At 68.0% G+C, this 13,638-nt stretch carries 10 protein-coding genes and 1 tRNA gene; 3 read left to right on the plus strand and 8 right to left on the minus strand.

The genetic code is table 11. The features are described 5' to 3' along the window. Positions 1–11 precede the first annotated feature (11 nt). The 6 genes from thrB to ACZ67T_RS39065 form a co-directional block, all read right to left on the minus strand. Positions 12–929, minus strand: coding sequence for a homoserine kinase (gene thrB / locus ACZ67T_RS39040; RefSeq protein WP_100595868.1), 918 nt, complete (start codon positions 927–929; stop codon positions 12–14). Between the two features lie 272 nt (positions 930–1,201). Next, positions 1,202–2,260 carry a threonine synthase gene (gene thrC, locus ACZ67T_RS39045; RefSeq protein ID WP_100595869.1) on the minus strand — a complete coding sequence of 353 codons (1,059 nt, stop codon included), beginning with the start codon at positions 2,258–2,260 and terminating at the stop codon, positions 1,202–1,204. Between the two features lie 6 nt (positions 2,261–2,266). Further along, positions 2,267–3,556, minus strand: coding sequence for a homoserine dehydrogenase (locus ACZ67T_RS39050; protein ID WP_469990879.1), 1,290 nt, complete (start codon positions 3,554–3,556; stop codon positions 2,267–2,269). Positions 3,557–3,686: 130 nt separating this feature from the next. Beyond that, positions 3,687–5,078, minus strand: a complete 1,392-nt coding sequence (gene lysA / locus ACZ67T_RS39055; RefSeq protein WP_469990820.1) for a diaminopimelate decarboxylase — start codon at positions 5,076–5,078, stop codon at positions 3,687–3,689. A gap of 19 nt (positions 5,079–5,097) precedes the next feature. Continuing rightward, positions 5,098–6,231 (minus strand): ArgS-related anticodon-binding protein NrtL, encoded by a 1,134-nt coding sequence (gene nrtL / locus ACZ67T_RS39060; RefSeq protein WP_469990822.1) that lies wholly within the window; start codon positions 6,229–6,231, stop codon positions 5,098–5,100. A 101-nt stretch (positions 6,232–6,332) separates the two neighbouring features. Continuing rightward, the gene (locus ACZ67T_RS39065; protein ID WP_469990824.1) at positions 6,333–6,812 is read right to left on the minus strand and encodes a response regulator; all 480 of its coding nucleotides are present in this window, start codon (positions 6,810–6,812) and stop codon (positions 6,333–6,335) included. Positions 6,813–6,960: 148 nt separating this feature from the next. Between ACZ67T_RS39065 and ACZ67T_RS39070 the strand changes: the two genes are divergently transcribed. Beyond that, positions 6,961–7,032: transfer RNA gene (locus ACZ67T_RS39070), tRNA-Arg, on the plus strand. Positions 7,033–7,520: 488 nt separating this feature from the next. Here ACZ67T_RS39070 and ACZ67T_RS39075 read toward each other — a convergent pair. Further along, a complete protein-coding gene (locus ACZ67T_RS39075) occupies positions 7,521–8,660 on the minus strand; it encodes a glycosyltransferase (RefSeq protein WP_469990826.1) in 1,140 nt (379 codons plus the stop codon). Positions 8,661–10,324: 1,664 nt separating this feature from the next. On the opposite strand from ACZ67T_RS39075, the gene ACZ67T_RS39080 reads away from it, so the two are divergent. Continuing rightward, positions 10,325–10,711 carry a hypothetical protein gene (locus ACZ67T_RS39080; protein WP_469990828.1) on the plus strand — a complete coding sequence of 129 codons (387 nt, stop codon included), beginning with the start codon at positions 10,325–10,327 and terminating at the stop codon, positions 10,709–10,711. Positions 10,712–11,710: 999 nt separating this feature from the next. After that, entirely contained in the window at positions 11,711–12,463 is a 753-nt protein-coding gene (locus ACZ67T_RS39085) for an AfsR/SARP family transcriptional regulator (protein ID WP_469990881.1), read from the plus strand. A 110-nt stretch (positions 12,464–12,573) separates the two neighbouring features. On the opposite strand, the gene ACZ67T_RS39090 is transcribed toward ACZ67T_RS39085, so the two are convergent. After that, on the minus strand, positions 12,574–13,638 hold a 1,065-nt coding region (locus ACZ67T_RS39090), incomplete at its 5' end, for a beta strand repeat-containing protein (RefSeq protein WP_469990830.1).

Here is a 13,638-nt window from a genome sequence, read left to right on the forward strand (position 1 = left end):
GCAACCGTGTATCAGTGAGCAAGCGGCAGCACGCTCGCCCCGTCGACATCGAGGTCGAGGCGGTTCGCCGCCCATCCCTCACCGGCCAGCCGGGCGACCTTGTCGGCCGCTTCCTTCTCCACAAGGGCGAGGACCGTGGGTCCCGCCCCTGAGATCACCGCGGGTACGCCGTCGGCCCGCAGCCGCTCCACGAGTGCGAGGCTCTCCGGCATCGCGGGAGCCCGGTACTCCTGGTGGAGCCGGTCCTCGGTGGCGGGCAGCAGCAGCTCGGGGCGCCTCGTGAGGGCCTCTACGAGCAGGGCCGCTCGGCCCGCGTTCACCGCGGCGTCCACATGGGGGACGCTGCGCGGCAGGAGACCGCGTGCGGTCTCGGTGAGTACCGGCTTTCCCGGTACGAAAACCACCGGAACGATGGAACCGGCGGGATCCATCCTGATCGCCCGGGCCGCGCCGCCGTCCATCCAGGAGAGCGTGAAGCCGCCGAGCAGGCAGGCCGCGACGTTGTCCGGGTGCCCCTCGATCTCGGTCGCGAGCTCAAGAAGGGCCGCGTCGTCGAGCCGGGCGTCGCCGCCTATCGTCACGGCGCGCGCGGCGACGATGCCGGCGCAGATGGCGGCCGACGAGGAGCCGAGGCCGCGGCCGTGCGGGATCCGGTTGGCGCAGACGACCTCGAGGCCGCGCGGCTGTCCGCCGAGCAGGTCGAAGGCGGTGCGCAGGGAACGTACGAGCAGATGGGACTCGTCGCGCGGGAGGGTGTCGGAGCCCTCACCTGCGATGTCGATGTTCAGGCCGGAGTCGGCGACCCGGACGACCACGTCGTCGTAGAGACCCAGCGACAGGCCGAAGGCATCGAAGCCCGGGCCGAGGTTGGCGCTGGAGGCGGGGACGCGCACCCTGACGGCGGCGGCGCGGAAGGCGGGACCGGCCATCGCTCGATGACACTCCTTGAGCTGCGGTTCTTGCGTGATGAACGAGGTGACTGCGGTAGAGATCCGATGATTGCTGCCCGTGTGAGAACCCGAAGGCCGCGAGGGCTACGAAAACGCCTGCGGCACCGCGGCATGTGCAGGTGCGGCGGGGTGGGTTCAGTACAGCCTATCGAAGGAAGGTTCTGTGGCGACATAGGGCGCACAGGAGGCGCACGATGCGTGTCGCTAGCCCCCTGTGCACCCCCTGTGCGGAGTTGACCGGCCCTGTCCGGTTACGCCAGGCCGAGGCGCTCGGCCGCGGTGGCCGCGTCGACCGGGACGGTGACGGGCTGCGGAGCACCCGCGACGGCCCAGTCGGGGTCCTTGAGGCCGTTGCCCGTGACGGTGCAGACGATCTTCTGCCCCTTGTCGACCTTGCCCTGCTCGGCGGCCTTGAGCAGACCGGCGACGGAGGCGGCCGACGCGGGCTCCACGAAGACACCCTCCTGGGAGGCCAACAGCTTGTAGGCACGCAGGATTTCACGGTCCGTCACTTCATCGATGAAGCCGCCGGACTCGTCACGGGCGGCCAGCGCGAAGTCCCATGACGCGGGGTTGCCGATGCGAATCGCGGTGGCGATCGTCGACGGGTCCTTGACGATCTCGCCGCGCACGATGGGCGCGGAACCGGACGCCTGGAAGCCCCACATGCGCGGGGTGTGCGTGGCGATGCCGTCCGCCGCGTACTCCTTGTAGCCCTTCCAGTAGGCCGTGATGTTGCCGGCGTTGCCGACGGGAAGGACATGGATGTCGGGGGCGTCGCCGAGCGCGTCGACGATCTCGAACGAGGCGGTCTTCTGGCCCTCGATACGGAACGGGTTGACCGAATTGACCAGCGCCACCGGGTAGTTCTCGGAGAGGGCGCGGGCCAGGTTCAGGCAGTCGTCGAAGTTGCCGTCGACCTGGAGGATCTTCGAACCGTAGACCAGTGCCTGGCCCATCTTGCCGAGCGCGATCTTGCCCTGCGGGACGAGCACGGCGCAGACCATGCCGGCGCGCACGGCGTAGGCCGCGGCCGAGGCGGACGTGTTGCCGGTGGAGGCGCAGATGACGGCCTGCGCGCCCTCCTCCTTGGCCTTCGTGATCGCCATCGTCATGCCGCGGTCCTTGAAGGACCCGGTCGGGTTGGCGCCCTCGACCTTGAGGTGGACCTCGCAGCCCGTGCGCTCGGAGAGCACCTGGGCGGGCACGAGCGGCGTACCGCCCTCGCGCAGCGTGACGACCGGCGTGGTGTCGGACACCGGAAGCCGGTCGCGGTACTCCTCGATGATTCCGCGCCACTGGTGGGTCATTGCTCGTTACTCCCCTTCAACACGCATGATGCTGGCGACACCACGCACGGTGTCGAGCTTGCGCAGCGCGTCGACGGTCCCGGTGAGGGCCGCGTCCGCCGCACGGTGGGTGACCACGACGAGGGAGGCCTCGCCGTCCTTGCCCGATTGGCGCACCGTGTCAATGGATACGCCGTGCTCGGCGAAGACCGTCGCCACCTGGGCGAGCACGCCCGGCTTGTCGGCCACGTCGAGGCTGATGTGGTAGCGCGTCACGACCTCGCCCATGGGCGAGACGGGCAGCTGGGTGTAGGCGGAGTCACCGGGTCCGGTGGCCTCGCCGAGCTTGTTGCGGCACACGGCCACGAGGTCGCCGAGCACGGCCGACGCGGTGGGCGCGCCACCGGCTCCGGGCCCGTAGAACATGAGCTGGCCGGCGGCCTCGGCCTCGACGAACACGGCGTTGTACGCGCCGCGCACGGAGGCGAGGGGGTGGTCGAGCGGAATCATCGCGGGGTGCACGCGCGCGGTGACGGACCCGCCGTGCGCCGCCCGCTCACAGATCGCGAGCAGCTTGATGGTGCAGCCCATTTCCTTCGCGGAAGCGAAGTCGGCTGCGGTCACCTCGGTCATGCCCTCGCGGTACACGTCGTCGAGACGTACGCGGGTGTGGAAGGAGATCCCGGCGAGGATGGCGGCCTTGGCGGCGGCGTCGAAGCCCTCGACGTCGGCGGTGGGGTCGGCCTCGGCGTAGCCGAGCGCGGTGGCCTCGTCGAGGGCCTCCTGGTAGCCGGCGCCCGTCGAGTCCATCTTGTCGAGGATGAAGTTCGTGGTGCCGTTGACGATGCCCATCACGCGGTTGATCTTGTCGCCGGCGAGGGACTCGCGCAGCGGCCTGATCAGCGGGATCGCACCGGCGACGGCGGCCTCGTAGTAGAGGTCCCTGCCGTGCTCCTCGGCGGCGGCGTGCAGCGCGGCGCCGTCCTGGGCGATGAGCGCCTTGTTGGCGGAGACGACGGAGGCGCCGTGCTCGAACGCCGTCGTGATGAGGCCGCGGGCCGGCTCGATGCCTCCGATGACCTCGACGACCACGTCGATGTCGCCCCGTTTGACCAGCGCGGTCGCGTCCGTCGTCACCAGCGCAGGGTCGATGCCCTCGCGCACCTTCGACGGGCGCCGGACGGCGACCCCGGCCAGTTCCACGGGGGCGCCGATCCGGGCCGCGAGGTCGTCGGCGTGCGTCGTCATGATGCGCGCCACCTCTGAGCCGACTACCCCACAGCCAAGGAGCGCCACCTTCAGCGGACGCGTACGCATCATCGACCTACGCCTTTCATTGAACCCAGCTCAGAGAGCTCAGCCTGCTTGATACTGCTTCAGTGGACCAGTCTCACCCACCGGACCGGGGTTTCTGCCCCCGGTCCGAATCCTGAGACGTGTATTTCATTTATCCGACGTCGAGACGCAGGAGATCTTCCTCCGTCTCACGCCGGACGATCACCCGCGCCTCACCGTCGCGCACGGCGACGACGGGCGGGCGAAGTGCGTGGTTGTAGTTACTGGCCATGGACCGGCAGTACGCACCGGTCGCCGGCACCGCGAGCAGGTCACCGGGCGCGAGGTCGGCGGGCAGGAAGGCGTCCTTGACCACGATGTCGCCACTCTCACAGTGCTTGCCCACCACGCGGACCAGCATCGGCTCGGCATCGGAGCTCCGCGAGACGAGGGCGACGGTGTACTCGGCGTCGTAGAGGGCGGTGCGGATGTTGTCCGACATGCCGCCGTCCACGGACACGTACGTCCGCAGCCCCTCCAGCGGCTTGACGGTGCCGACCTCGTAGAGCGTGAAGGCGGTCGGGCCGACGATGGCGCGGCCCGGCTCGACGGAGATGCGCGGCGTGCGCAGACCGGCCGCCTCGCACTCGCGCGTCACGATCTCGCCGAGCGCCTTGGCGATCTCGTGCGGCTCGCGCGGGTCGTCATCGGAGGTGTACGCGATGCCGAGACCGCCGCCGAGGTCGATCTCGGGCAGCTCGACACCGTGCTCGTCACGCACCTCGGCCAGCAGCGACACGACGCGCCGCGCGGCGACCTCGAAGCCCGCCATGTCGAAGATCTGCGAGCCGATGTGGCTGTGGACGCCGATGAGCTCGAGGCCGTCGAGCTTGAGCGCGCGTCGTACGGCCTCGGCGGCCTGCCCACCGGCGAGCGCGATCCCGAACTTCTGGTCCTCGTGCGCGGTGGCGATGAACTCGTGCGTGTGGGCCTCGACACCGACCGTCACGCGGATCTGCACGGGCTGGCGCTTGCCGAGCCGCTCGGCGATGTGCGACACCCGCACGATCTCCTGGAACGAGTCGAGCACGATCCGCCCGACCCCGACCTCGACGGCCCGCTCGATCTCTTCCTCGGACTTGTTGTTGCCGTGGAAGGCGATACGCGCCGGGGGCATCCCGGCGGACAGAGCGGTGGCGAGCTCGCCACCGGAACAGACGTCCAGGTTGAGCCCTTCCTCGTCCAGCCAGCGCACCACGGCGCGGGAGAGGAATGCCTTGCCGGCGTAGAAGACGTCGGCGTCGGGGCCGAACGCGTCGCGCCAGGCGCGGCAGCGGGCCCGGAAGTCGTCCTCGTCGAGGAAGTAGGCGGGGGTGCCGAACTCCTCGGCGAGCCGGGCCACTTCGATACCGCCGACGCGGACCGCGCCGTCGCCCTCACGGGTGACGGTCCGCGACCACACCTTCGGGTCGAGGACGTTGAGATCGGCGGGCGGAGCGGCGTAGTGCCCCTCGGTCAGGACATCTGCGTGGCGGGGCCCGGCGGGGTGTGCGGAACGGCTCATGACTGTCTTCTGCGCTCTCTCAGAGGTGTTCGGGTGCGTCGATACCGAGCAGGGACAGGCCGCCGGCGAGCACCGCCCCGGCGGCTTCGGCAAGCGCGAGCCGGGCACGGTGGGCGGCCGAGGGTTTCTCCTCCCCCTGTGGAAGCACGGTGTGCTGAAACCCGAGAAACGCGTCGGCCACCACGACGAGGTGCCGGGCGAGCCGGTCGGGGGCGTGGTGGGTGGCCGCGAGGGTGAGGGTCCGGGGGTGGGCGGACAGGGCGGCGTGGAGGGCGACGGCTTCGCCGGGGACGCCCGGTGTGGCGGGGGCGGACACCTTGTCGCGTACGTGGCCGGGGACGCCCGGGGTGTCGGGGCCGGACGCCTTGTCGCTTGCGTGACCGGGGGCGCCCGGAACATTTGGGGCAGAGGCCTTGCCGCGTACGTCGCCGGGTTCGGCGGTGAAGCCGAGGGCGGCGGCGTTGCGGGTGAGGGCGCGGGTGCGGGCGTAGGCGTACCGGACGCGGAAGAGGGGGTTGCTCTCGCGCTGGGCGAGATGCTCGTCGCCGATACGGGGCCGGTCGTGCGCGGCGGGCAGGAGCAGGGCCCAGCGGGACGCGTCACGGCCGAGGACGGCGGGGTCGGAGGGAGCGGGCACGGGCCGCACCTTCACGACGTGCGCCTGCCCTTCCTCGGGCTCGGGCGTCTCACCGGGGACGACATGAGCCTCGGCGCCCTGCGTGGCGAGAATCCGCCGGAGCGAATCGGCGACGACCTCGGCCCTGACCTCGCGAGGAACACGAACTTCAATCCGCTGACCTGCGAGAACATCACCGCGCCCATATCCGTCACCCCGGGCGAGGATCTGGCGGACGAGGGCACCGGGGTCGTCGTCGGCGAGAGTGAGATTGAGGAATCCGGGGCCGGTGACCTCGACGCCGGCGATGCCGGGGCTGTCGGCGAGACGCCGCGAAAGGAGCTCGGCGACGTGCCGCGGCGGACGTCCGGCGGGCCCGGCGAGCTGCAGCGCGACGTTCGTGGAGTAATCCCCGCACCCACCGGGCCGCGGCCGCTCGACCACGACACGTGCCGGCACGGCCACGCTCAGCTCACCGTCGTCGACCGCGCGGCGCACGGCGCGCTGGACGGTACGGGAGAGCTCGACGGGAGTCACGGGACAAGCGTATGGGAGGAGGGGGGTGGGTATGCGACCCGGTTACGGGATGGTCCGACATGCGGACACGCCGGGCTCCCCCGTCCACTCCCCCGAACCGCTCACCCTCCGGTACGCCCGGCGCGCTCGGCCTCTTCGGCACCACAACCGCCCTCGCACCCGCGCTCGCTCAACTGCCGTACGACCCGGACGAGTTCACTGGGCTCGAAGGGCTTGGCGAGGAACGCGTCGACCCCGACGTCGAGTCCGGTCTCGACCTCGTGGTGGGTACAGGCGCTGACGATCACGATGGGGACGGCGCGCGTATGGGCGTCCGAGCGAAGTCGCGCGGCGGTCCGCAACCCGTCGAGCCGGGGCATCACGACGTCCAGAGTGATCACATCAGGCCGAACCTGATGCACCACATCCAGACATTCGGCACCATCGGCCGCGGTCACGACCTCGAAGCCCTCCAGCTCGAGATTGACCCTGATCAGCTGCCGAATCACCTTGTTGTCGTCCACAACAAGCACTCGGCCGGACGCGCCTGGCACAACTCGAGAGTAGGTCCGCAAGCGCCACCGCGTCCGGGTTTTCCCCACTTCCGCCCCGTACAGGGGACTACCACCCTCCCGCGGCGCCGTACACAGCCCTCCCGGGACGCCATCTCAACAGCGAAATAACTGTTCATGGGGACCCCGACGGAGCTGGTAGGGTTCTACCCGTCGCCACGCCAGCCGCGGCGAACACGCCCCCGTAGCTCAGGGGATAGAGCAACGGCCTCCGGAGCCGTGTGCGCAGGTTCGAATCCTGCCGGGGGCACTTCGCAGTAACCAGGGTGATCAAGCCGCTGACCTGCACGAGTGCCAAGTACGAAGGCCCGGACTCAGTCCCACTGAGTCCGGGCCTTCGTCGTGGCCTGCCACTGATCGCGAGTGAGTGGCGAGTGAGATTTCAGCGCCGGCGGGCTTTCACTGCAGGTCCGGCTCGCTCCACCTCATCACCTTCTCGATCTTCGCGTTGTTCTCCTCCTCGCCACCGTCGATACAGCCCGCGTCAGCGTGACTGGAACCGCACCTACGAAGCGCTCGCCCGGCGACCTCCTCGGACCACAGCGTGCAGACGCTTGCAGGAGCTCTCCAGCCGGCTCGCCTCCCAGCCGTACCTGCAGCCGCAGCCGGGAGGTCAAGCCGTCGGTCAGCCGAGCAAGTCGTCTTGCTGCCACGGTAGTTGGCGCGGCAACAAGGGTGATCCAGCGGCACATCCCGGACCGTCAGGTCGAGCCCCGCGGCGCGCACGACATACCTCCGTCAGGGCGGAACTTCACGCCCGCCCAGGCTCCCGCAGGTGCGTGCCGTCGACCAGAAGGACGTCCACACCTTGGAGCGGTGCTGGGCGGGGAACTCCCGGTTGGCAAGCGTCTGCTCGCGAATGGCCTCCGGCAGATCAGGCATGGCAAGGAGCCGGTCGCATGCTTGATAGGAACCCTCCCAGTCCCCGACGCAGTACGCAGTGATCGAGAACTCGAACAACATCCCCCACCGGTACACCCAGGGGCTGACGAACAGCAGGTCGTCCGGAACAGGCCGGTTGAGTCCGGCGGAGGCGAAGGCATGTGCGGCCCGGTAGTGGCCCATGGAACGCAGCCGTGAGCACAGTTGGTAACAGGCTTCCAGCCGCTGGGGCCTTGTCTCCCAGGCGTGCACAAGCGCATCCATGGCGCCTGGCCAGTCGCCCGTCTCGGCCTTGAGGACACCGGCCTGGAACTGCGAGAAGTAGACCTCTTCCGGCCAGCCACCCATGGTGGCGCGACCCTCGAACAGGGCGATGGCCTCTTCCATCCTGCCCATGTCTCGCATGGTCTGAGCCAGGTAGAAGACAGTGCGGGGATTGTCCGGGTCTCGCTTGAGTTCGGCGCTCAGCAGACGTGCGTCACGCTCGGACTTGTCGTGACGCGATCCTCCGTCGGCATGGTCCACGATGACCAGAGCGTCGAGTTTCGACTGATCGGCCGGCTCGTCGGCGGTGAGGTATTCGTGGGTGACACCCTCGTAGCGCCAGGCGATGTCCCCCCTGACCAACCGCCTGATCCAGTACTCGAAAGCGCCCTCGTGCCGCAACATGTGGGCGTCGGCCGTCAGCGGCGGCAGCGCATCGTCCTGCCGGATCTCATGGTCGGCATCGAGCAGGAGCAAGTAATCGGCCTTCCCGCGCGCGTGACTGATGTTCAGGCTGCGGTTGTGGCCGAAATCGACCCACGGCTCCTCGTGGAGCTCGCCGGGGATGTCCCTGAGTGCATTGCGGATGATCTTCTGTGTGCCGTCCGTGGACCCGGTGTCGGAAATCACCCAAGTGGCGATGAGGTCACGGACCGACGCGAGGCAACGTTCGATGGCGGCGGACTCGTTCTTTACGATCATGCAGAGGCAAATGGACGGCTGCGCAATCATCGCTGCTCCCTGTCGGGCTGAGCGCGCTGGTTGAGAGACGCCTGCCCGGGCCTGCGCGATCCGGCGCAGGCCCGGGCGGCAGCCCCCCGAGTCGTTCCTGTCTCACATAGTGACTGCGGTGGTTTCGCCTGTGGGAGTTCCGCCCGTCGGGGTCCCGCCCGTGGGAGTCCCGCCCGTCGGGGTCCCGCCCGTCGGGGTCCCGCCCGTGGGAGTCCCGCCCGTGGGAGTCCCGCCCGTCGGGGTCCCGCCCGTGGGAGTCCCGCCCGTGGGAGTCCCGCCTGTGGGAGTCCCGCCCGTCGGGGTCCCGCCCGTGGGAGTCCCGCCTGTGGGAGTTCCGCCCGTCGGGGTCCCGCCCGTGGGAGTCCCGCCCGTGGGAGTCCCGCCCGTGGGAGTCCCGCCCGTCGGGGTCCCGCCCGTCGGGGTCCCGCCCGTCGGGGTCCCGCCCGTCGGAGTCCCGCCCGTCGGGGTCCCGCCCGTCGGAGTCCCGCCCGTCGGAGTCCCGCACGTCGATGTGTTTGTGTTACCCAGCTGATTGCCCTGACAGACTGGCCCGTTGATTGTCGAACCAATTATTTGGTTGATTTGGTTGATTGTCTGGTTGACCACCGTTGCCGGCAGGCCGAGGCTCTGCGCCTTGGCTTGTGCAGCCGCTGTGCCCTGAGCCCTCGCCTCCGCCGCGGAGGCGCCTCCACGTATGGCCGCTTGCGCTGCGCTCGTTCCGGCTGCTGCGACAGCGGCCGCCCCAGCCGCATTTCCTGTGGAATCCCCTCCTCCCGAGCAGGACGCGGAGCCAACGGAGAAAGGCCCTGCGCCTGTGACAGCCGTCGGTCCGATACGGCCGTCAGAAGAGGAGGACACACTCGTCCCTCCAGGCGAAACGGTGAATGTTCCGTTGGGAGCGAAACCCTCGCCTGTCAGGTTCCCTCCGGCGACCTGACATGACTGATTCGGGGCTGCGGAGGCCGGCTCCACTATGCCGACAGCCATTCCTCCGACTACCGCAGTCATCGCGGCAGCGCTCAGTACTGTTTTCCCTCGCATGGAAATCTCCTTTGTCTGTACTTCACCCCGGCGAATGGGGACGCGTTCGTCCAGACAACAGCACGCCAACTCTACTATTCCTATTCCACTGACGCATCTAGAGTTGCGAGTAATAGCGGCACACATTACCCTAACTTCATTCAACTATTTACGGACTTCGGGCCATAATCTCCGGCCGTTCCGACCTGCCCTGATCCCTGACTGTTCCGACTCGCTCTCGAATGAGTGACGAGCCCGACCTCCCCGACAACTGATCCGCATTGAATTCCTTCGATGTCTTCAAAGTTGAAGTCGGCACTGTACAGGTCGGTCGTATTCTTGAGCGCGAAAGGGAAGTCGAAACATTCAATTGACCCCTTTACCGATACAACGAGTGCGCGCCAATTTCTTTCCATGCTTTGGGGTGACAGTGGGCGACGACATCGCTCGCCAGCCCGTCATTCCTGACGACGACTGCCTTCACTCAGTTGTTGTGGCGACTCGCGCTCCGCTCGACGGCAGTTCCCAGGTTCTGCCAGAGGTGGAACCGTTCGGCGACCCGGACTGTGTTCGGGCGGGGCGCCGGTGTGGGCACCGTCCGCATAGGAACCAGCGCGGTCACGGCAGATGATCTCGGAGACGGGATGTTTCCGCAGCCAGGCGGCCAGGGTCGCTGCGTCGCGGCCGGGTTGCTGGTCGAGGGACAGGCCGGTCTCGCAGTCGATGAGCACGGTGACGCAACCGTCCGAGTGTGCGCCGTTTGCGCCGCACCGTCTCGGCAGACTCCCGCACAGCTCGCCAACACGATCCGCCCGCACTGGCAGATCGAGGCCCTGCACCACGTGCGGGACACCACCTTGGCCGAGGACGCCTCGCGACCTCGGGCCCGCAATGCGCTCCGCACCACGGCGACCTGGCGCAACCAGGCCATCGGTGCCCTGCACCTCGCCGGCATCCAGAGCATCGCCGCCGCGCTCCGGGCCAACTCCCGTGACGTGAAACGCCCGCTCGCCCTACTCGGCCTCACATGATCACGAACCGGACATCACGCGAGTACGCCCAAGACCTGAGGGCCGGGGTCATATGGGCGTGCCCAGGGGGGGCGTTCGTGTTGCCATGCGGCATGCCGTCAGGGCAGTAGCTACGCCCACAATCAGGCAGTTCGTAGCCCGGCGGAAGCTGGCTGCGGGTGTCGTAGTAGCCAGGCTCTATGACGTAGGGCGTGCCCGGCGGAAGCTGGCCGCGAGTGTCGTAGTAGCCAGGCTCTATGACGTAGGGCGTGCCCGGGGGAAGCTGCACGCGAGGGTTGCCGGACGACTGGTTGTTCTGATTAACGCCCGCATTGCCGGACGACTGGTTGTTCTGGTTACTGTCGGTGCAATGGCCGCGGCCGCCGCCGACAGCTCGGCGTCCTCGCCCAACTTCGGCGCCAGATTCAGTACCTGGGAGTGACCCGCTGAGAGTGGGCCCATCGCCGCGGCAGCCTGTCAGCCAACAGCGACTCGGGAAGGCCATGTGCCCACTGGGCCGGCTGCATTGTCCAATGCCTCCTAAGCATTGGGGAGTTGAGGAAGGAAAGCTGACGAACCGGCCAACCCCGTGTCGCGCCTCGACGTGGCCGGCAGTCTCCAGCTCACGCACGGCACCGCGAACGGTGCCACGCAATACCCCGTCACTTCTCGACAAGGGCCGCTTCGCTCTGCGGATCACCGGCTCGCGGCAGCAAAAGTCATTCAGTGACGGCCCGGTCGTGTTGCGCAGCCTTCACCGGTTCCATCTCGTCAGACTCCGTCCCGACATGCGTGCGGTGCCCGGCAAGGGGGCAGCGGTGCCCCACAGCCAGAGGGCTCTCCATAGGCCACTTTGGACGATTCGACAATCCTCGGCGGGCGGAGCAGCATGGATTTGTTGGGAGGTGTGAAGATCGCGGATCCTTGGGAATGGCGGCGCCGCCAGTCTGCGGGCGCCCGGGGCGATGGATCCCGAGCGATCACACAGCAATGACCCCAGACAATGTCGCTGCCTTTTCCATGTCCGTGAACAACCAGCCGTCCGTGCACATAGCGCTCCTCGGCGGTTTCGACCTCGTGGTCAACGATGTCTCGGTGGCAGTGCCCGTAGGCTCGAAACGACTCTTGGCCTTCATCGCGCTCAATTACCCTTACCGCGTCTCGGTCCCCCGGTCCTTGATCGCCGGAAGCCTTTGGCCCGAAGCATCCGAGCAGAAGGCGCACACGAACCTCCGTGCGGCGCTGACACGTCTGCACGGCCTGGGCCGGAAAGCGCTGGACATCTCTCCCGCCGAGGTGCGCCTCGCGCAGGAGACCACCGTCGACCTGCACCACGCCCGGTCACTCGCCCAACGCATACTCGACCCCTCCGTTCCGGCCGAGGACCTCGGCCTCAATGCGGCGACCGTCGACCAACTGTCCGCCGATCTGCTGCCCGGGTGGTACGACGAATGGGTCTTGCTGGAGGCGGAGAAGTGGCGCCAGCTTCGACTCCACGCCCTTGAGGAACTGGCGGGAGAATTCATCGACGCCGAGCAGTTCGCCGGAGCGGTGACAGCCGCTCACACGGCTGTGCAGGCAGATCCTCTGCGGGAGAGCAGCCAGGTCTCGTTGATCCGCGCACACCTGGCGGAAGGCAACCTGGCTGAAGCGCTGGACCACTTCGAACGCTACTCGTGGCGCCTCCGCAACGAGTTGGGGCTCAGCCCCACACAGCGGCTGCGCCAGCTCGTGGCCGGACTGCGGCAATCGCCCCCTGGAGGGGGACAGTAGGCCTCGAGGACCACCGCGAACCCGCCACTCTCCTGGGTTGCGAACCCGCCACTCTCCTGGGTGGCGGGTTTCGCATTGCCGAAGCGGGTCGGCGCAGAGACGACAGACCACTAGAAGCCGGCGGCCTGGTTGTTCTGGTTCGTGCCACCCAGGTTGCCGGTCGCCTGGTTGTTCTGGTTCACGCCACCTTGGGCACCGGTCGCCTGGTTGTTCTGGTTCACGCCACCTTGGGCACCGGTCGCCTGGTTGTTCTGGTTCACGCCACCCTGGGCACCGGTCGCCTGGTTGTTCTGGTTCACGCCACCCAGATTGCCGGTGGCCTGGTTGTTCTGGTTCACGCCACCGAGTCCGGCGGCCTGGTTGTTCTGGTTCACGCCACCCGTAGCACCAGTCGCCTGATTGTTCTGGTTCACGCCACCCGTAGCACCAGTCGCCTGGTTGTTCTGGTTCACGCCACCCGTAGCACCAGTCGCCTGGTTGTTCTGGTTGACGCCACCCAGGTTGCCGGTGGCCTGGTTGTTCTGGTTCACGCCACCGAGTCCGGCGGCCTGGTTGTTCTGGTTCACGCCACCGAGTCCGGCGGCCTGGTTGTTCTGGTTCACGCCACCCAGGTTGCCGGTGGCCTGGTTGTTCTGGTTGATGCCGCCACGGAAGCCGGTGGCCTGGTTGTTCTGGTTGATGCCACGGAATCGGGCGACCTGGTTGTTCTGGTTGACGCCTCGGAGTCGGGCGACCTGGTTGTTCTGGTTCACGCCACGACGGATACCGGTGGCCTGGTTGTTCTGGTTCACGCCACGACGGATACCGGTGGCCTGGTTGTTCTGGTTGATGCCGCCACGGAAGCCGGTGGCCTGGTTGTTCTGGTTCACGCCACCGAGTCCGGCGGCCTGATTGTTCTGGTTGACGCCACCTGTGGCACCGGTGGCCTGGTTGTTCTGGTTGACGCCACCCGTGGCACCGGTCGCCTGGTTGTTCTGGTTCACGCCACCCGTGGCACCCGTGGCCTGGTTGTTCTGGTTCACGCCACCCGTGGCACCCGTGGCCTGGTTGTTCTGGTTCACGCCACCCGTGGCACCCGTGGCCTGGTTGTTCTGGTTCACGCCACCCGTGGCACCCGTGGCCTGGTTGTTCTGGTTCACGCCACCCGTGGCACCCGTGGCCTGGTTGTTCTGGTT

Source organism: Streptomyces sp. NPDC107517 (assembly GCF_055582645.1).